Annotated in this window: 16 protein-coding genes; 4 read left to right on the top strand and 12 right to left on the bottom strand. The window is 36.2% G+C overall.

The window, feature by feature from the left end:
• Nucleotides 1-214 precede the first annotated feature (214 nt).
• A complete protein-coding gene (locus DLK05_RS15790; RefSeq protein WP_127344975.1) occupies nucleotides 215-922 on the bottom strand; it encodes a peptidase associated/transthyretin-like domain-containing protein in 708 nt (235 codons plus the stop codon).
• A gap of 57 nt (nucleotides 923-979) precedes the next feature.
• Entirely contained in the window at nucleotides 980-1,552 is a 573-nt protein-coding gene (locus tag DLK05_RS15795; protein ID WP_127344976.1) for a nitroreductase family protein, read from the bottom strand.
• A 355-nt stretch (nucleotides 1,553-1,907) separates the two neighbouring features.
• Between DLK05_RS15795 and DLK05_RS15800 the strand changes: the two genes are divergently transcribed.
• On the top strand, nucleotides 1,908-2,792 hold the full coding sequence (locus tag DLK05_RS15800; RefSeq protein WP_127344977.1) for a DUF6268 family outer membrane beta-barrel protein: 885 nt from the start codon (nucleotides 1,908-1,910) through the stop codon (nucleotides 2,790-2,792).
• Nucleotides 2,793-2,843: 51 nt separating this feature from the next.
• On the opposite strand, the gene DLK05_RS15805 is transcribed toward DLK05_RS15800, so the two are convergent.
• The gene (locus DLK05_RS15805) at nucleotides 2,844-3,425 is read right to left on the bottom strand and encodes a superoxide dismutase (RefSeq protein ID WP_127344978.1); all 582 of its coding nucleotides are present in this window, start codon (nucleotides 3,423-3,425) and stop codon (nucleotides 2,844-2,846) included.
• Between the two features lie 201 nt (nucleotides 3,426-3,626).
• Nucleotides 3,627-4,229, bottom strand: a complete 603-nt coding sequence (locus DLK05_RS15810) for a superoxide dismutase (protein ID WP_127344979.1) — start codon at nucleotides 4,227-4,229, stop codon at nucleotides 3,627-3,629.
• A gap of 181 nt (nucleotides 4,230-4,410) precedes the next feature.
• Between DLK05_RS15810 and DLK05_RS15815 the strand changes: the two genes are divergently transcribed.
• Entirely contained in the window at nucleotides 4,411-5,712 is a 1,302-nt protein-coding gene (locus DLK05_RS15815; RefSeq protein ID WP_127344980.1) for an MATE family efflux transporter, read from the top strand.
• Here the strand turns inward: DLK05_RS15815 and DLK05_RS15820 are convergent.
• Nucleotides 5,695-6,384: a nucleoside phosphorylase-I family protein gene (locus tag DLK05_RS15820; RefSeq protein ID WP_127344981.1), complete on the bottom strand. Its 690-nt coding sequence runs from the start codon at nucleotides 6,382-6,384 to the stop codon at nucleotides 5,695-5,697. The genes DLK05_RS15815 and DLK05_RS15820 overlap by 18 nt on opposite strands.
• 107 nt (nucleotides 6,385-6,491) lie before the next feature.
• Between DLK05_RS15820 and folE the strand changes: the two genes are divergently transcribed.
• Both folE and fabD read left to right on the top strand, forming a co-directional pair.
• A complete protein-coding gene (gene folE, locus DLK05_RS15825) occupies nucleotides 6,492-7,118 on the top strand; it encodes a GTP cyclohydrolase I FolE (protein ID WP_127344982.1) in 627 nt (208 codons plus the stop codon).
• A gap of 327 nt (nucleotides 7,119-7,445) precedes the next feature.
• Entirely contained in the window at nucleotides 7,446-8,336 is an 891-nt protein-coding gene (fabD, locus tag DLK05_RS15830) for an ACP S-malonyltransferase (RefSeq protein WP_127344983.1), read from the top strand.
• A gap of 759 nt (nucleotides 8,337-9,095) precedes the next feature.
• On the opposite strand, the gene DLK05_RS15835 is transcribed toward fabD, so the two are convergent.
• The 7 genes from DLK05_RS15835 to DLK05_RS15865 form a co-directional block, all read right to left on the bottom strand.
• Nucleotides 9,096-12,071 carry a PEP/pyruvate-binding domain-containing protein gene (locus DLK05_RS15835; protein WP_127344984.1) on the bottom strand — a complete coding sequence of 992 codons (2,976 nt, stop codon included), beginning with the start codon at nucleotides 12,069-12,071 and terminating at the stop codon, nucleotides 9,096-9,098.
• Nucleotides 12,072-12,275: 204 nt separating this feature from the next.
• Nucleotides 12,276-13,316 (bottom strand): 2-oxoacid:ferredoxin oxidoreductase subunit beta, encoded by a 1,041-nt coding sequence (locus DLK05_RS15840; RefSeq protein ID WP_127344985.1) that lies wholly within the window; start codon nucleotides 13,314-13,316, stop codon nucleotides 12,276-12,278.
• Between the two features lie 2 nt (nucleotides 13,317-13,318).
• On the bottom strand, nucleotides 13,319-15,250 hold the full coding sequence (locus DLK05_RS15845) for a 2-oxoacid:acceptor oxidoreductase subunit alpha (protein WP_127344986.1): 1,932 nt from the start codon (nucleotides 15,248-15,250) through the stop codon (nucleotides 13,319-13,321).
• A gap of 304 nt (nucleotides 15,251-15,554) precedes the next feature.
• Nucleotides 15,555-16,067: a lipid-binding protein gene (locus tag DLK05_RS15850; RefSeq protein WP_127344987.1), complete on the bottom strand. Its 513-nt coding sequence runs from the start codon at nucleotides 16,065-16,067 to the stop codon at nucleotides 15,555-15,557.
• Between the two features lie 21 nt (nucleotides 16,068-16,088).
• On the bottom strand, nucleotides 16,089-16,733 hold the full coding sequence (locus DLK05_RS15855; RefSeq protein ID WP_127344988.1) for a BT_2262 family domain-containing protein: 645 nt from the start codon (nucleotides 16,731-16,733) through the stop codon (nucleotides 16,089-16,091).
• A 15-nt stretch (nucleotides 16,734-16,748) separates the two neighbouring features.
• Nucleotides 16,749-18,257, bottom strand: a complete 1,509-nt coding sequence (locus DLK05_RS15860) for a SusD/RagB family nutrient-binding outer membrane lipoprotein (protein ID WP_127344989.1) — start codon at nucleotides 18,255-18,257, stop codon at nucleotides 16,749-16,751.
• Nucleotides 18,258-18,282: 25 nt separating this feature from the next.
• Nucleotides 18,283-20,606: TonB-dependent receptor domain-containing protein (locus DLK05_RS15865; protein ID WP_127344990.1), on the bottom strand; the 2,324-nt coding region annotated here is incomplete at its 5' end.

Consider the following 20,606-nt stretch of genomic DNA (forward strand, 5'->3'; position numbering starts at 1 on the left):
TATAAAAACTCAAATAGCGTCGATTTGAGGCACCAGGAATTTACTTCAAAAAAATAAGGTTGTAGCTGGAAGTATGTGAAATACTCATTCTACAACCTTATATATTTTCACCCCGATGGAAATTTAAAGGGGATTTTCAGTGCCCTCCTAATTATAAAAGCTCTTTTTAACAGAGGTTAACAAAAAAAGCGGTGATAATCACCGCTTTTTTTTGTTATTTTTTTATTCCATATCGATACATCTGCTTTAAAGTATTGATCTCTTTATCCGTAATAATATCATCAGGAATCTTTAATTTTTTCTTTCTTTTGATTCGCTGAAGTTCAGGTAATGTTCTCCCCGTACTCACTCCAACCATCATATCCGCCGGCACCATAGCTTTATTTTCATTTTGCACAATGTGTTGATGAATCAGCATATCAGTGTTTGCTTTCGCATCCATTTTTTCGGGTCGTTTTGTTAAAGCCTCGTAAGTTGCAGAATTTATATTATTCTTAGCTCGAACATATTCCGGCGTATTCACTTTCGAATTCATAAAAGCTTGTTTAAAATCTCCAAATCGAGGTAGAATAAGTACTTCTTGCAAAGCAACAGTATCTTTTGACATAAACACCCCAAATAAATAAGTTTCCTTCTTTAAACTATCACTAATGATTACACGAATATCATGATATCCCACATAAGAATAATGAATCGTATCTCCGGAATTTACCCAAAAGGAAAATCTTCCAAAACCATTGGATGTTCCAGCTCTTTTCTCATTGACACGAAAATGTGCATATGGTAGAGGACTTAAATCTTTTTGATCCATAACAGCCCCTGTAAAGAATATAGAATCCGTTCTGATTTTTTGAGCATTTGCAAATTCCCCAAGTAAAAGGAAACAAAACACTATCAAACAACTACACATTAATTTTTTCATCTGCTAATTTTTTTGATCGACGAGATTAATTCATTTCGTCTTTGGTTCCACGAATTCTTATATTACCTCCAGAATCAATTCCTGCAAAGTCCGTTTTGGCACATGATGAATCTGGTTTTCATCCCTCCAATATTTAAAATTTCCATCCTGAATATCCTCCACTACAACTTCCTCTTTAGGTTTTCCCAAAGCAAGCACCTGAATTATTTTGTACTGATCCGGAAGATCTAATACAGCACGCAAATCTGTCTCCTTAAATGCTCTTAAAATACAACCTCCAAATCCACTCTCTACAGCACCCAATAATAAATTCTGTACAGCAATACCATCATCACAAAAATAATTCTTCCCAATTTTCTCATCATTCAGCATAATAACGTATGCTGCAGGTCTTTCTCCCTCTACCGGTCCATTCCAATCCTTCAAATATCCTGCCCAAGCCAAGGTATCAAAAACATGCTTCTTTTTCTTCTCCGAAAGAATAATTTTATACTTTAATGTTTGTGCATTTCTTCCGGAAGCACCCAGTCGAGCCAAATTAATCCACGAACGAATCTGATCCAGAGAAATTGATTCTGATTCATAAAATCTCCGGTAACTTCTATTTTTTAAAACTAAATCTTTTAACATTCTTTAATATTAAATAAAAATAAATAAAGCTTATTTTGCATTTCCAAATAGAATAATCTCCACTACACTATAAATTAATTGATTTTTCTTTAGCGATCAAAAAAATCGTCAATAGTATTTCTTCTTTATTTTAAAGGAAATACAATATTGTTCGAAGAGAATAATAGTTATGCCTGGATAATTTTTTAAGCATTGTAAAGATCAACAGTTTTATAGTACAAAAGCAAGAGAATAATGAAATTCTAAAACATATTTGCTTTTGGAGTGTTTCAAAATAAATCAGCCCACTGCCTATTATTATCATGCATAAAATTGATATTCCTATCAGGAATATTAAACTCTAAATTTAATTGCAATGAAGAACAAAATTATCCTATTATCTTTATTACTGGTGAGCCTTACGATAGATCTGCAAGCTCAGATGCAGAAGGAAATATTTGGATCGGACTACTCCTTTATTGGAAAAAGTAACTCCGACGCCAGTGGCGATATTACATTCGAAAAATATGAAATTCGGGCATCCTTTCCTATAAAGCTAAAAAAACCGGGTTTGCGATTAATTCAATCGCTTCGTTATGCCAGAACAAATATCGACTATGGAATAAAACCATTTAGTGGAACGGAACTTGAAAGTTTCCACAGCATTGCCTATACTCTGTGTTTTTCTAAACCGCTAAAAAAAGGTTGGTACTTCACCGCTTTTATTAGTCCCAACATTTCCTCTAATTTTCAATCAAGTGTAAACTGGGATGAAATTCGGTTATTTGGAATGGCATTATTTTCCAAACCAATAAATAAAAAAAGAAATTTAGTACTTAGTCTTGGTGCTTTATATTCCACAACACTTGGTGCACCTACTCCTATCCCTATCGCTAGCTTGATGTGGAAGCCCAATCAGAAATGGACTATTAATTTTGGATTCCCCCGATTTGACATACAATATCAATTGTCATCTGCGACAACTATTGGAACCAATCTTTTTGTAATGGGAGAGAATTTTACTCTTACCAATGATATTGCTTACGATGGAAATAATTCCAAAATTGATAATATCAAAATCATGAATATTGGTGGAGGATTATTCTTAAATCAAAAAATCACCAAAATGATTAAACTGAATCTCAACTCAGGATATACCTTTTATCGCCAATTTAATTTTCAGGATGGACAAAATACCGTAGTAGATTATAAGCTAAACCATAACCTTTACATTAAAGGGGGAATCTCAGTAGGATTTTAAATAAAAAAACACTGTGGTAAAAATACCACAGTGTTTTTTCCATCAGATTTGCTATTCTTCAAATCGTTTTTGTACGACTTCCCAATTCACCAGATTCCAATAGTTTTCGATATACTTGGGGCGTGCATTTTGAGTATCCAAATAATAGGCATGCTCCCACACATCCATAGTAAGAATTGGCTTGTAGCCATCCCGCAAAGGATTACCTGCATTTGATTTTTGAATAATGCTGAGCTTTCCATTGTTGTCGACAACCAACCATGCCCATCCAGAACCAAATAAAGTAGCTCCCGATTTAGAAAATTCATCTTTAAAAGATTCAAAGGATGTAAAAAATTGTTTGATGGCATCCATTAATTTACCCTTTGGTTGTCCTCCTCCATTGGGCTTTAATGCCAAAAAATAAAAGCTGTGATTAAAAACCTGGGCTCCATTGTTAAAAATAGCTCCTTCAGATTGCTTCACAATATCTTCCAAACTTGAATTTTCAAAGGGTGTATCCTTTATTAGCTTATTTAAATTATTAGCATATGCCTGATGATGCTTTCCATAGTGAAATTCTAAGGTTTTTTGACTAATAAATGGTTCTAGTTCCGCCAAACCATAAGGCAATTCAGGTAGGTTGTGTTTCATTATTTTATTTGTTTTGATTTACCTAACAAGTTCACTATAAAAATTCACTTTTTCAACAGAATTGCAAGTACTTCAACAAAGACTTTCCGGGTTTCTTCATCGACCCAATTCATCAGAAGGAAAAGCTTTCAACACTCTAAAGAAAAAGACCGATTCTCAAAAAGAGAATCGGTCCCAAAATCAAAAAAACAATAAACAAAACTAATCCTGAAAGCGTTTAGCCACTTCCTCCCAATTGACTACATCCCAAAAAACAGAAATGTAATCAGGTCTTCTATTCTGAAATTTCAAATAATATGCGTGTTCCCAAACATCTAATCCTAAAACCGGTGTTCCTTTTACTTCTGCAAGATCCATCAATGGATTATCCTGATTCGCAGTAGAAGTAACAACCAATTTTCCATCGGCTTGTTTTACCAGCCATGCCCAACCTGATCCGAAACGTGTTGCTGCAGCTTTGGCAAATTTTGCTTTAAAAGAATCGAAAGAACCAAAGTCCTTTTCAATAGCAGACATTAAACTTCCGCTTGGCTTTCCGCCTCCATTGGGAGACATTACCTTCCAAAATAAATCGTGATTGAAAAAACCACCTCCATTATTTCTAACTGCTACCGATAGTTTAGAAATGTTTGATAATATTGCTTCGATACTTTTTCCTTCAAGCTCGGTTCCATCAACCACAGCATTTAAATTATTTGTATATCCTGCATGATGCTTGCTATGATGGATTTCCATTGTTCTAGCATCAATATGAGGTTCTAAAGCATCGTAAGCGTATGGTAATTCTGGTAATTTAAAAGCCATATATTAAACTGTTATATTATTCTTGCGTTATTTTTATTAAGTCTAAAACAAAACTAATTTTTAAAAATATCACTTGCAAATTATTTAAGACTTTTTTGTCTTTTATTTGCGATTATTCTCCTATCCTTCCCAATACAAGATTTTTAGCTACTTTCGTGCTCTAATAAATAATACTATAAGTGTGAATCGAAGAATTCTGAATATTGCCATTCCAAACATTGTAAGTAATATCACCATTCCATTATTGGGATTGGTAGATCTGGCATTGATGGGACATTTGGGCAAGGTTGATTTTATTGGGGCGATAGCATTGGGAGGCACTATATTTAACTTTCTTTACTGGGGATTTGCATTTCTTCGAATGGGAACAACCGGGATTACCGCTCAAGCCTTCGGCGCCAGAAATCTTCACGAAAGCATTCTTTCCTTGTCTAGAGCATTATTCGTTGCCTTGCTTGGAAGTATCTTTATTATTGTGCTGCAAAAACCTATCGCAGATCTTAGTTTTTGGATTATCAATAGTGAAGTATCTGTAGAGCATATTGCCAAATCGTATTACTACATACGAGTTTGGGCTGCTCCGGCTACCATAGGTCTCTATGCCTTTTCGGGATGGTTTATCGGTATGCAAAATGCCAAAGCTCCTATGATTATTGCGGTGGTAAGTAATATCATCAATATCTCCCTTTCCTATTACTTTGTTTTTGAATTAAACATGGAAGCACAAGGTGTTGCGTTGGGAACCCTAATAGCGCAATACTGCGGATTATTTTTAGCCATTTATTTTGTGCTTCGTTATTACAGCCGCCTATTCAAATACTGGAGCATAAAGGGCATGATAAAAATTAAAGAGTTGAAATATTTTGTTGTCGTGAATAAAGATATCTTCATCAGGACCTTATGCATTATCTTTGTTTTCACCTTTTTTACGACTGAATCAGCCAATACCAATAAAAATATTCTTGCAGTAAACTCCCTCCTACTCCAATTTTTATTTATATTCTCCTATTTTATGGATGGATTTGCTTTTGCTGCCGAAGCCTTGGTTGGCAAATATATTGGAGCGAAGAATAACAAGCATTTCGAGAAAGTGATACGATTACTTTTTATTTGGGGAACTGTTATTAGCATTTTATTTACCATTGCCTATGCTTTTGGAGGAAACTCCATGCTTTCTCTTTTAACCAATGCGGCATCTACGATTGCTGATGCTCAAGCTTATCTGATATGGATTATCTTATTACCCTTACTAAGCTTCACATCCTTCCTTATGGATGGTATTTTTATCGGCGCAACGGCTTCAGCCTATATGCGAAAAACAATGATGGCTGCCACACTGCTTATCTTTATTCCGCTCTACTATTTTCTAAGTGGTTTCCTCGGAAATCATGCTTTATGGATTGCTATGTTGGGATTTATGCTGGCTCGTGGTATTTTTCAGGCGGTGTACTACAAAAAAGCTGTTTTAGTGCGTTTCGAATAATTCATCCAGCGTACTCTGAAGAAATTCGGAAAACGAATAAGTATATTCCCCATGATTGGATGTTATCATTTCTACTTCCTCTATTCTTTCAACAACATAGAATAACTGAACTAATTTCACTTTTTCTGTCAGGCAGATATATAATGCACTCGCAGCCTCCCGGGATATCACATCAGGGTGATTTTTAAGATAGGCTCCGGAAAGGTCGAACAAACTATAAGGTATTCTACCGCAAGAAATTCCGCTTACCTTTTTAAAATCACGAAAGATACCCGGGAAATGTTGTTGATTTTCCAGAATCTCATTTCGAAATGGGAATTCGTTTTTTTGCTGAAGATTTATATCGAAAACCGATTGATATTTCTCCTTTTCGCCAATACCTAAATCGCCAAAGTAATCATCGATAATGCAAACAAAATGCTCTTTTGGGATAGTTTCCTTTAAGGAATAACATTCGCCTAATTGTAATACTAAATCGTAAGATTTATGCATCAGGGCCTTGGTAAGTTGCTGACTTAGTACTGTACTTCCAAACCCAGAAATAAGAACATCAATTTCCCTATCCTGAAATTGAAAACGCGCATAATTCTTACCTAAATTCTCTATTAATTTTAAATTACCTACAAAAGATTTCAGACTCTCAAAGCTGGCAGTTATAATTAGAATTTCCATGTATACAAGAACTTGATTAAAACAAAGCAGCTAAAAGTTTGTTTTATAGCTGAAATTTATACTTATTTTGCAAATTGAAATACGATATATTAAAAACACAGGGACAGATGGAATTTTCACTCAACGGATACGATAATAAAGGGTTCACAAAAATAGAAAAATACAATCAGGAAACCACAGAAGAGCTGATGTATCATTATAAAAAGGTATTGGAATTATTAGGAGAAGATGCCGAACGAGAAGGATTATTAAAAACTCCTTTGCGCGTTGCCAAAGCCATGCAATTCTTAACACAGGGTTACCATAGTAAACCCGAAGATATACTACGATCGGCAATGTTCCAGGAAGACTACAAACAAATGGTAATCGTAAAGGATATAGAGGTGTATTCCATGTGCGAACACCACATGTTGCCTTTTGTGGGAAGAGCTCATGTTGCCTACATTCCTAATGGTCACATTACCGGTTTGAGTAAGATTGCCAGAGTGGTTGACGCTTTTGCCCGACGTCTTCAGGTTCAGGAACGGTTAACCACACAAATCAAAGACTGTATTCAGGATACACTTAATCCGCTTGGTGTGGCTGTGGTTATCGAAGCACAACATATGTGTATGTCGATGCGGGGAGTTCAAAAACAGAATGCTATTACTACCACTTCCGATTTTACCGGAGCCTTTCAAAAGGTAGCTACACGCGAAGAATTTATTCGCCTGATCTCAGCAAAAACAATTTAATACAAACAATGCAAATACAATTTTGCATCAAGGCATAAGCTTCTTATAGCAGCATATAAAAATGGTATTACTGAAAGAAAGTAATACCATTTTATTTTTTATTGCGCTTTATACACCAGCTTATATTATTGCGACTGCGCTATAGTTCCCTTTCATAAATTAAACAAAGATAGAAGCTGTATTTACACGATAATTGCAGGTTGCGAATGGATTAGATATATTTGTGCCCATAATAAAGTAAGAACTCAACACGTAAACAATCATCAAAAAACGACTCAACCAGTATTTTTGTGATTGAGATATTAATTGAAAAAGCAATTTAAGCGTATGAAAGCATATGTATTTCCAGGGCAAGGCGCCCAATTTGTAGGTATGGGAAAAGACCTGTACGAAAATTCGAAGCTTGCAAAGGAGCTTTTCGAAAAAGCGAACGATATTTTAGGTTTCCGCATTACCGATTTGATGTTTGAAGGAGTCGATGAAGATCTAAGACAAACAAAAGTAACACAGCCAGCAATATTCTTACACTCTGTGATTCTTGCCAAAACTTTAGGCGATGATTTTAAACCAGAAATGGTTGCAGGTCACTCGTTGGGTGAATTTTCTGCTTTGGTTGCCAATGGAACTTTAACTTTTGAAGATGGCTTACGCTTGGTTTCCCAACGTGCTTTGGCCATGCAAAAAGCCTGCGAAATGGAGGAATCGACTATGGCAGCTATCATTGGTTTAGATGATGACACTGTAGTGAAAGTATGCGAGGAAATTGACGAAATCGTTGTTCCTGCAAACTTTAACTGTCCGGGACAATTGGTAATTTCCGGCAGCATGAAAGGAATCGAAATTGCTTGTGAGAAATTGAAAGAAGTTGGAGCAAAAAGAGCTTTACCATTAAAAGTGGGTGGTGCTTTCCACTCTCCCTTAATGGAGCCTGCAAGAATTGAATTAGAAGCTGCAATTAAGAACACAACTTTCTCTACTCCTATTTGTCCGGTATACCAAAATGTGAATGCAAAACCAATTTCCGATCCTGCTGAGATTCAAAAGAATTTGGTGGCACAATTAACTGCTCCGGTTCGTTTTACTCAAACTTTAGAGAATATGATTGCCGATGGTGCAACATTATTCACCGAAGTTGGTCCCGGAAAAGTTATTCAGGGCTTAGTGAAAAAAGTAGATCGCAAGATGGAGACTGCAGGAGTTAACTCCTATCAGGCTTAACAGCTACTAAAACATATTTAAAAGACCATCTTTCCCGGATGGTCTTTTTTTTTTGGGAAGGCTGCCACTTAATTTCATAAGTTTCCAAGTATAATTACTCCATGACAATACTAATGTAAACCGCCATTAAATTGAGACTTTCAATAAATATTTCTTGTTTTGCTCTATATTTATGATGATTTTTTCAATTTAAATAGGTACTCCCTCTATTCGGATAGAAGCTCCTTCTATTCTGGTGGTATCTCCCTCTATTCTGATAGGTGCTCCTTCTATCCTAGTAGTATCTTCCTCTATTCTGATAGGAACTCCTTCTATTCTGATAGGTGCTTCCTCTATTCTGATAGGTGCTTCCTCTATTTTAGTTGTATTTTCCTCTATCTATATATGAATTTTATCTATTTTAATAGATATTTACGCGATATTAATATAGTTTTCCATCATACAAGAAGTAATTCACTACATATTTATAAAAATCAATTCTGATATCTGGATAATTATTAATATCGCTTTGATAATTTATAAGTGATAATGGCATGAGCAAGCATCCTACATTCTAACGAAGTAGATTGAACTGGAAAAGAACTGATGACAGCTATTTACAAGTAAGACAAACCCGAATGCGAGCGCAAAAACCTGCACTACTTGCGTAAGGGATGGCAGCGGCATCCTTTTGCGAAGGAACGTAGCAAAAGATATAGCGAACAGCCCGACCCGCAGGGTTACGCCCAGAAAAAAAGGAGGCTTGTGGCCTCCTCTTAATTATTTAAAACTAATAACACTGGTTTGTTTCTTCCCGTCCATTAGTATTTCTAAAGGCTCTTTAAATCGCACATGTTTGAAATAATGAACCTGATCGATAATCTTTTGTTTTTGGAGCACTTCCATGTTTACAAAATTTTGCTCCGAATTGTTCCGTACCGAAAAATATCCAACATTCATGGAGGTTACATTGTGGAAAAAGTGAGATCCTAAGGAGGCATCCAAAGGAAAGTCATCTAAACCTTGCTCTACAATTACCTTTGCGTTGGAGATTTGAGACCACAGCACTGGTATGCCTGTGAATTTATCCCTGGTTCCCCATCGTCCGGGACCAAACAAGATGTATTGCAAACCTTGCTCCTTCATTTTCTGATTGATCTCAGCCATCTCCCCGGCCATATCTTCTGTTTTTGTTCGATCAAACTTGTCCAAATCCATAAAAATAACATCGCGGATATGTTCTACCTTCCCGTTCCCCATACCTTTGTTGGCAAGCATCAATAGTTGATCTTTATTTACTTTAGATAGATCAATATCCACACTCATGGCCTGGCGAATCAGGGGCTTAATTTGCAGTAAATAAAAGGTAGGTAAACTATCTTTCCCTTTACTAAGATCGAGTGCAAATTCTATTTCTATTGGTGCACCCATGGCTTGTTTGAATATATTCAAAAGAACATTTAGTGCATGTGCAACCGGCACCTGGTTGTATTTTAAGATATTGGCAAAATCAACAACACGCGGGCCTCTTATGCTCAAATCCGGCTCTAGCCTATCGTTTTGATAATCGTAAACGGAAGCACAGTGAAGTAGATTTCCATCCTTTTCGGCATCGGCTAATTCGTACTTAATGGTAACTGCATCCTCTCCATCACGCTCTAAATTAATATCTCTGTTATTCATATCAATGGCATAGAAATATTTCTGCGAATCCTTAATTTGATCCTCGATAGATGCCAGTTGTAACTTAGGATGCTGCGGACAAAAACGATGTGTTTTCTCACCTCCTACTACATATTTTCCCAGACCAATTGCTATCACTGCAAAACCATCTTCGGGTTTCATATAAGCAAATGGGTAATAATTGTAGGATTGAGCTACGCCACTAATATTCGGATAATATTTACCATTGTATTCCTGACCAACCACTTCCTGAATGATCACAGCCATTTTTTCTTCTTCGATTTTATAGTCAACTGCGCTAAAATAGGATTGTGCTTCGGGGGTGAAAATGGAGGCGTAAACCAGTTTTATGGAAGTTGTTAGTTGCTGCAAACGAACCTCGATATCCGGATCGTTATTGGGTAATAAAAAGGTAGCATAAACTCCGGCGAATGGCTGCATTAGAGAATCTTCGAACAATCCGGAAGATCGCACAGCAATTGGCTGGTGCATTTCCTCCAAATACTGACGCAATTTAACTACCAAATGATCCGGAATGTCGCCTTTCAGGAATAAATCCTTTACTTTTTTGTAGTTCTTATCGATATAAATCTTGTCGTACAGATCATTTTTCTCGATAAAATTATCGTATTCATCCACTCCAATAATAGCAGTCTGAGGAATAGATATATTAATGTCTTTGATTAATTTCTTAAAATAAATATTTTCGATAAAGTTACTCAGGAAGGCCAATCCACGACCTTTTCCTCCGAGCGAACCACGCCCCAAGCGAATGATATAATGATTCGAGTTAACGATATTGGGTCTGAATTTGATAATTTTCCCACGCAACTGCTTGATTCGGGAAGCTTCAAAAACATCCAAACAAAATTTACGGAGATCTTTCACCGAACGAAAATCTTCAATCTGATAGCGACGAAGTTTTTTGGCTACATTGATTTCTCCACGTGCCATTAGCCAGGTAGAAATACCATTTCTTTTGGAATGGAAGAGTAAGGATTCGTCTGGTACGTATTTCAGTTTCTCCTCAAACTCATCCATCGACTTGGCAATTGCTACACGAGTTCCACTCTGATTTCTAAAGACAAAATCTCCGAATCCTAGTTTTGTATAGATGAAGTTGTAAATATCCAAGGCCAAGGTATCGCTATTTTTATTGATAAAATCGGCATCTACCTGCATGGCTCGGATGGCATTATTCGTATCGTGAGATTGCATTAAACATGGTATCTTCATGTTCTTTGCCTGCACATATTTGATCAAATCTACACCAGAATCATCGTCCAGTGCCCCATCTCTTGCAAAACGTACATCGGAGATCACGCAAAGTAAATTGTTGAGATACTTGTCAACGACTTCTACAGCATCTTCAAATGTACTTACCAGAATTACCTTTGGACGGGCACGCATCTTCAAAATCTTATGCATCTCCTCTATTTCCCCTTCATCAGAAATTACTTTCTGTGTTTGGGTCATCACCGATGTATATAATAATGGAAGATAGCGGGAGTAGTACTTCACCGAGTCTTCTACTAATAAAATTACACGAACATCTCCACTTCTCGTATCTGTTTCGAGATTCATCTTATCCTCGATATATTTGGTCATGGCCATAAATATCTTGGTAGATCCGTTCCATACGAATACCCGGTCGATATTATTTTTAATCTTATCGGCAGCCTTATCAAAATAAGCTAAATCGCTATTGTTATTTACAAGAATTAACACGGGAATATCAGCATTCACCTTTTTAATATGCTGGCTTAATTCGAGTGGAGATTCCTTGTCGAGACCTGCCATAAGAATCACCATATCGTAATTGCGATTTTCCAATGCTTCCATTGCCTCGTCATGAGTTGCGACACTAGTAAATCTAGGTGCGGCATAAAGATTTAACTGTAGATATTCTCCTACAATTTTATCTGAAAACTGTCCTTCCCGAACAATGGTATAAGCATCGTAATAGGTTGCTATCAGTAAAATTTCTTTTACCTTAAATGGCATTAACTCCTGAAATATGTCACGGTCGCTTTTTTTCCGTTTATAGATTTTGGAAATCGAAATCTCATCCATGGCAGATATGTTTATGTTTGTTGTTGTTTGTTGCTTCAGTTATAAACTAATTGTTCAGCAATAGTAAATGTTGGTAATTTAATACATTAGGTCATCCAACACCTAATTATGCAGCGAAAATATATAAAATAATTGATAAAAAAGTAGGAGGAAACTTATCGTTTCCTCCTCTCTCTATCTCTTATTTACTAAACAGGACTCCTGCTAATCAACATCCCATGTGTCCCCACTATTTAATAGATCGTCAACGCATTTAATCTTGGCGGTAGCCTGAACGTCTTTAATCTGCTGTGTCATTTTCTCATCATAGGAAAGTGCTGCAACATCACGAATAACACCTAAAGCTACAGGATATTCCGGAGCACTCATATTTGATAATAACCAAGCCATATGTGGATCGGGGTTGTGTGCATCATGAATAAGGATATCTTGTTCTGCGATTCCATGTTCACCGACATTTACCACAACTAATTTCCCACTTCCTCCCAGAATCAATCCTTTGTCTCTGTTCTTACCAAAAATCATGTGCTCACCATGCTTCAAGATTAACTGATAATCATCCTTTTTATCCTTAGCCGTAATCAAGGAATGTGCTCCGTCATTGTAAATTACACAATTCTGTAGCACCTCAACAATAGATGTTCCCTTGTGTTTGGATGCAGAAAGAAGTATTTCGGTAGTTAACTTGATATTGGTATCGATAGTTCGGGCGTAGTATTTTGACTGTGCGCCCAAAGCCAATTCTCCTGGATGGAAAGGTTCCTCAATGGTTCCAAAAGGAGAAGTTTTTGTAATCATTCCTTGCTTGGAAGTTGGTGAATATTGTCCTTTGGTAAGACCATAAATCTCATTATTAAAGAGAAGTATTGTCATATCAATATTACGCCTTATAGCATGAATAAAATGATTTCCACCAATAGCTAAAGCATCTCCGTCACCGGATATTTGTAAAATTTCCAAATCGGGATTTGCTGCTTTAGCACCAGAAGCAATCGCTGCTGCCCTTCCATGAATGGTATGAAAACCATACGTATTCATGTAATAAGGGAAACGAGACGAACAACCAATACCCGATATTACTGCAAACTTTTCTTTGGGAATTCCCATCTCAGCCATGGCCTTTTGAACGGAAACTAATATTCCATGATCTCCACATCCGGGACACCATCTCACTTCCTGATCACTCTTAAAATCTTTAGGAGTAAGTTTCACAGGATTTTGTGTCTTAACAACTGTATCTGCCATGACTATTTCTCCTCCAATAATTGATTAAACCTCTTTTTTAACTCTAGCACTGTAAATGGTAATCCTTCTAACTTATTGTATTCTTCAAATTTAAAAGCCTGGAAATTACTCTTCAGATATTCAGCAAACTGACCATTATTCAATTCACATACAATAATTTTTTTGTAGCGCTTCAGAACCTCTTCGGTATTCTTTGGTAGTGGCACAATATAATTGAAATGAGCCAAGGCGATATCTTTATCATCTTCTTGTAGTTCGCGAACTGCTGTGATTAGGTGACCATAGGTACCACCCCATCCAACAACCAATACATCAGCATCCTTATTTCCTATTACCTCCAGCTCAGGAATGAAATTAGCAATTCTATGTATTCTTTCTTCTCTTATATCAGACATTAGCTGATGATTTTCCGGCACATAAGAAACAGTACCTGTCACATCCATTTTTTCCAAACCTCCAATACGATGTTCTAAACCTTTGGTGCCCGGAACAGCCCATTTCCTGGCTAATTTCTCTTTATCCCTTGCATATGGCTGAAATTCATCGCCTTCCTTAGCAAAAGGAGCTTCGATAAAAGGCATATCCTCCATTTTTGGAATTCTCCATGGCTCTGCACCATTTGCAATAAAACCATCGGTTAACAGAATTACCGGAGTCATATGCTCCAAAGCAATCTTAGCAGCTTTAAATGCATAATCGAAACAATTTGAAGGAGTGCTGGCAGCAATCACAGGAAGTGGTGATTCTCCGCTTCTACCATGTATGGCCTGCATCAAATCCGATTGTTCCGTTTTGGTAGGTAATCCTGTGGAAGGTCCTCCACGCTGTACATTAACAATCACCAATGGCAGCTCGGTAATTACAGCAAGACCTGCAGCTTCTGTTTTTAATGCCAATCCTGGTCCTGATGTAGTTGTTACAGCAAGATTACCAACAAAACTAGCACCGATAGCGGTACAGATACCAGCAATTTCATCTTCGGCCTGAAAGGTTTTTACCCCTAAATCTTTACGTAAAGCCAGTTCATGAAGGATTTCGGTAGCCGGAGTAATTGGATACGAACCACAAAAAAGATTTAACTTTGCTTTTTCTGCAGCAGCTATTAATCCCCAGGCTGTAGCTTTATTTCCTGTAATATTCCGATAGGTTCCTTTCTTTATCTTGGCAGGCAAAACACTATAATTATAGGATAGTGCTTCAATTGTCTTTGCGAAATTAAAACCAGCCTTCAATACCTGCTTATTAGCCTCAACTACCAAAGGGTGCTTTTTAAACTTGGTCTCGATAAACTGTTTGGTATGTTCAAGGGGACGATCGAAAATCCAATACACCATTCCTAGTGCGAACATATTTTTACTCCTAAGCACGCTTTTTTGATCTAACTCTGAATCTTTCAAACATTCCTTCGTCATAGAAGTGATTCTTGCTTTTATCAAATTATAATCGGCAAGTTTATCATCCTGCAAAGGATCGGAATCATAACCAGCTTTTTCCAAATTTCTATCGGTAAAGCTATCCTCATTAACAATGATAGTTCCACTAGCTTTTACCCATTTTAAATTGGCTTTTAGCGCTGCAGGATTCATAGCCACCAACACATCGGCATAATCACCCGGAGTATTCACTTCTTTATGTCCGAAGTGTAACTGGAATCCTGAAACTCCTCCTACGGTTCCCTGTGGAGCCCTGATTTCAGCAGGGTAATCGGGAAATGTAGCAACATCATTACCAAATAGGGCGGAAGTATCGGAAAATTGTGTTCCCGTAAGCTGCATCCCATCTCCAGAATCTCCGGAGAATCGAATTACAACCTCTTCCTTTTCAATGACTTTTGTCTTTTGACTCRTGACTTTATGAATTAATCTTGCTTTAATTCTATTGTTTTGTTTGTTTATTTCTTTTGATTTTGTTTTACTAACAGACCGAATGATCATGTTATTAAACATGGATAAAGGTAGCGTTTCCCCTATTTTAGGCAAGAATTATAAGCAAAATTTGAAGATTATTCGCAAACGTTTGTATCAGAAAAAGTTACACGACCACCCTCAAACATAAATGCTTTGATTTTGAATAGATTAAGTCTAGATAAACATGAGATTTGCTACTAAAAGGTAAATTTTTGATTTAAAAATCCCCGCTAGTCCAATCGCTTATTAAAGTGTGCTTTATTTATAGATTAAGCAAAAAAAAGAGGCCTCCATAAATGGAAGCCTCTCGTTTTTCTGTATAGAATCCTTGCTACTCGTCTTCTAAAAAACCAGTTCGTCTAACCCCTGCAGCTATCCGATTTGTTTCCTGAATAGTACCATCAGATTTAACATCAAAATAGTCTATTTCCATATAAATACTATCCGTTACATTACCTGCTGCTGTAGTACCAGCTCCAGGTAAAACTTTACCATTTTTGATATTAACCTTTATACCAAAATATAATTCATCCACATCTTCTCCTGAAAAAGTATTGGTCTCAGGATCACAGTTAACGACACTTTTCAGACCCCAATAATTTTTATCGTCGTCTACCCACATCATATTTTTATCGTTAGATGCAGTATTAAAAGTGGATATTTTGGAATGTGTTGCCTTAACAGCACCAGTATTAGCATCAGTATAAGTAACAAACCATTCTCCTTGTAAGAATTGTCCGGGACCAGTAAATTCGGTCTTTGGTGTATCCATAGTATCATTGGGATCACAAGAGGCAAATAAACCCATGCTGAATACCAATAAAATAATATATTTTAATTTCATAAAATTTAAATTTTATAATTTCTAAAAAGATTTCTTAGTTAACTGAACATTAAACCCAAAACCATCATCTATAAGAGTTGTTTTCCAAGTCAAAACATTTCCATTCTTAACTCCATTAGAAAGATCCCAAGATCCCCAAGGTGTTGCAGCTCCTGGATCTGCAGTGATAATATTTCCAGTAATTTCCATTTTAGAAGTTGGCGAAGCATATTTTGCTCCATATCCTTTTCCAAACTGATAATATCCTCCAATTAAATCACTACAAGAATATGTTCCATCTCCATTAGAGTAAATTAAAACAATTCCTCCATTTTTACCTTCACGGATTCCATCATAAACACCTGCCAAAACGTCATCTTCCTCATAAACTATTACCAATTGATCAACGACAGCATCAAATCCATCAACATTAGTTGCTGAATAGGAAACATTATAAAAACCAGGTTTATTAACATCAACAGATTCTGTAATTGTTACATCTTCCCCTCCGGAAGATGTTGCGGAAGGAGTAAAAGATCCTCCTTTTTCAACATAAACAACAGCATCACCTTCATATGTAATGGCAGCATAAGTTGTAACTCTTGAGATATCTTCTGTTTCTTTGTCGCAAGAAACAACACCAAAGAACAAAGTCAAAAGAAAACTATATAATAATATTTTTTTCATCTTAATAAATTTTAATTATTTAGCCCACCAAACATTCTCAGTAACAGGCACTTCAGTAGGTGTATTTGGATTTCTTGAATATTCATCCCCGGAGAAAATCAATCTCTTTGGGAATAAACCGCTGGTAATTCCTTCTTTAGAATAAACAAATCGGCCAGGAACATAAGAAATTTCATCCGAATAAACAGTACTTGTTTTTGGATAACCAGTTCTGTTTTTCTCCATGAATCCTTCTAAAGCATGAGAACCAACACATGATACCCATTTTTGAGTGATGATTGCTTCCAAATTCTCCTCAAATGTTCCATTAGGATATTCATAAGCACCACCAGAAGCTAATAAAGCTGTTGGATCTAAGTTTGGCAATTCATCTTTATATAACTCAGGATCAAAAGCAAACTCATTGAATGCAGCTTGAACACCAAGATCATATAAAGCTTTTGCATCACCTGCAACACCATAACGAGCCACAGCCTCAGCTTGCATAAAATATGATTCAGCAGCAGAAATAAATCTAACTGGTTCTACAGCAGATTGCTTAGCAACCGAAATTGAAGTAGGAACAACAACTGTTGAAGACACATTGAAGTTTCCTTGATCCAAAGAAGCTTGTCCTCCTGTACCTGGAGTAAAAAGCACATCCAAACGAGGGTCACCATTCGCTTCTAACCACGACATTAAAGTTTTACTAGCCTTTAAGTTAGTTGCCACATTTAACTGACGATAATTATACTCGTAAAATGGATTACTTTTATCTGGAGCATCTTCGAATTGAGTCATAGCAGCATCTTCAGTCAAGAAACCAATTCCATTTGCAAATACAGATTCAACACCTGCTTTAGCTTCAGCTGGAAATGCATTCACCATTCTTAAATAAAGCTTCAATTTTAAAGTGTTTGCAAATTGTTTCCACTTAGTAGCATCACCATTAAAAATAAAATCAGCTTTATCTGGAACAGTGTTTGTAATAGCACTGAAATCTTTTGCTAATGCATTATCAATCTCCTTAATTAACTCACGGTAAATAAAGGCTCCGTCATCATATTTTGGAGTTAGATTAGCATCCCCCTGAAAAGCTTCTGTATAAGGAACTTTATCATATAGGTCAACCATAACCTCATAACTATAAGCTTTCATCACAGTTCCCATTAAGAAAAAGATCCAATCTTCATCTTCTTGAGATTTTGTAATTACGAAATTATAATCGTTTAAAGCACCCGAGAACATTTCATTAAAAGATCCTCTAAATTTATCGGAAGTAACATTATAAGCATCAATAAATTTGTATTGATTTGCTGCATTACTCTGTGTCCAGTATTGTGACCACATACCACCTAAGATAGCATATTCTCCACCAACGCGTACTGCAGTAGATGCAACAGCAGAAGGGAAAATCAAGGCAGGAGTACCCACCTCTGCAGGTGGATTATTTGGATCTGTATTTACATCCAAAAAATTCTTCTCACAGCTCCCCAATGATGCGATCATTGCGAAACCTAGTATATATCTAAATATTTTATTCATGATTCTTGTATTTTCTACCTATTAATTAAAATGAAGCTTTCAAAGAAAGACCGAAACTACGAACAGAAGGTCCTCCAGCAAATTCACCGAATTCACTTCTCAAATCATTTCCATAGGTTGAACCCTCTGGATCAACAAAGTTGTTTTCAGATGGAGTCCAAATGAAAAGGTTTTTACCGTAAGCGGTAAGAGACAATTGAGTAAATGGAGTTTGTTTCAACAACGCTTCATTAAATGAATACGATAGTGTAACATCTCTTAACTTCACATATGTTTTATCTAAAACGTGCTCTTGAGACATACCTGGGTTATTGGTTTGATTCCAATACTCATTAATTCTTGATTTAGGCACAGCAGTAGTATTTGCAGAATAAGTTCCATCACCATTGTCAACTACAGAATTTGGAACCACAAATGGGTTACGATCGTTATAAGTTGTTTTGGTTGCATTACCTACGAAATAGTTAAGTCTAGCAGTATATGAATACATTAAACCACCTTGACGATAATCTAATGACCAACCCAAACGCCAGTTCTTATACTTCAAGTTATTCACTAATCCCATTTGGAAATCACGTTCTGCAGTACCATAATCTTCTTTAGGACCTTCCAATGGAATACCAGTACTAGAATTTACGATAATATTACCATTTGGAGATTTCTTAAAAGTTTGTCCTTTAAAAACACCAATTGGCTTACCAACTTCAGCATTAAACTCAATTCCATAAGCACTATAGATAGATACTTTGTCCAATCCTGCAGGTAATTCAAGAACTTTATTTCGGTTTCTTGAATAGTTCCAAGTCATATCCCATTGGAAATCTTTAGTTTTAACCGGGATAATATTTACAGACAACTCAATACCTTTATTCTCAACTTTACCAAAGTTTACAATTTTTGAAGTATATCCAGTAGTAGCTGCTATATCAACTGGTAAAATTTGTCCATCAGTCTTTTTGCTATAGTATGCAGCATCAATACCTAAACGGCTATTAAAAAAGCGAACATCCATACCAAATTCCATCTCTGTTGTTAACTCAGGCTGTAATCCTGTATTTCCCAATTGATTTGAAATTTCAAATCCTGGAACACCTTTCAATGGAAATACTAAACTTCCGAAACCACCATAAGCACTTCCAGAAACAAGGGTGTTATAAATTTGATAAGGATCTGCATCATTACCAGTTTTACCCCAACTAGTTCTAAGTTTAGCAAATGATAATACATTTGACTTCAAGGACTCTACTGCATCAGTAAGAATAAATCCTAAACTAACACCAGGGTAGAAAAATGAATTATCATTTTTTGGTAAAGTAGAAGACCAGTCATTACGAGCAACCAAAGTTAAAAACAAGAAGTCTTTATAAGATGCATCCAACTGACCATAAACACCATAAAGTCTTTTCTTAGACTCGTAGGTTTCTGTTTTAGCAGGATTTGGAGTATTAGATAAATTATAGAAATTAGGAATAGTTAGTTCTTCAATAGAACTCTCATGTCTTCTATAATTATTTTGATTCACATTCCAACCAGCAAGTACATTCAAATTGATATCTTCATTAATATCTTTGTTGTATTTAAGGATCAAGTCTGTGTTCACTTCTCTACTATGAACGGATTGTTCCATTACACCTCCAACATCTGGAGTTCTACTTGAATTTGGACTTCCTGCTTTTGGACGTCCAATTGCTTGCCAGTCCTTTAACATTGAATTGGTAACATCTGTACCAGCTCTAAATGTAGCCGATAAGTCTGAAGTAAATTCATAATCCAAACTCACATTTCCATAAACTCTATCAGAAGTATAGTCATTACCATTCTCGTTTATTACGAAATATGGATTTTGAGCATACGGAGTATAAAAATTGTCAACATTGTAGAATTTATTATTATAATCCTTCATATCTACAATACTCACATCTCTGGGAATTTGCGTTAACTCCTGAAATAAGGTAGCACCAGTACTTGAACCTTGACCTGTTGCAACAGACTTCGCTTTTTTGCGAATATAGTTCATCGTAGCAGAAACAGTCAGGTTATTGTATTTGGTAGTTCCTTTCAAGCTAAATGCATTTCTCTTGTACGAGTCAGCATCAGTTGGGATAATACCATCAGCATCAACATTATTGAATGATGCATAGAAAGTAGAATTATCATTTCCACCACTAATAGAAACAGAGTTATTTAAAGTTGTTCCTAAATCATAGAAATCCTTCAAATTATCTTTCTGAGCTTTAAAAGGCTTTAACAATTGTTGGTTGTCCACAACATTCCCCCATGGACGAACAACTCCATCTAATTTAGGTCCCCAAGAACCATTCTCTTCATATGCAAAGTGACCACTCCATC

Origin of the sequence: Ancylomarina longa, assembly GCF_003996985.1 — a bacterium.
In the GTDB taxonomy this organism is placed as follows: Bacteria; Bacteroidota; Bacteroidia; order Bacteroidales; family Marinifilaceae; genus Ancylomarina_A; species Ancylomarina_A longa.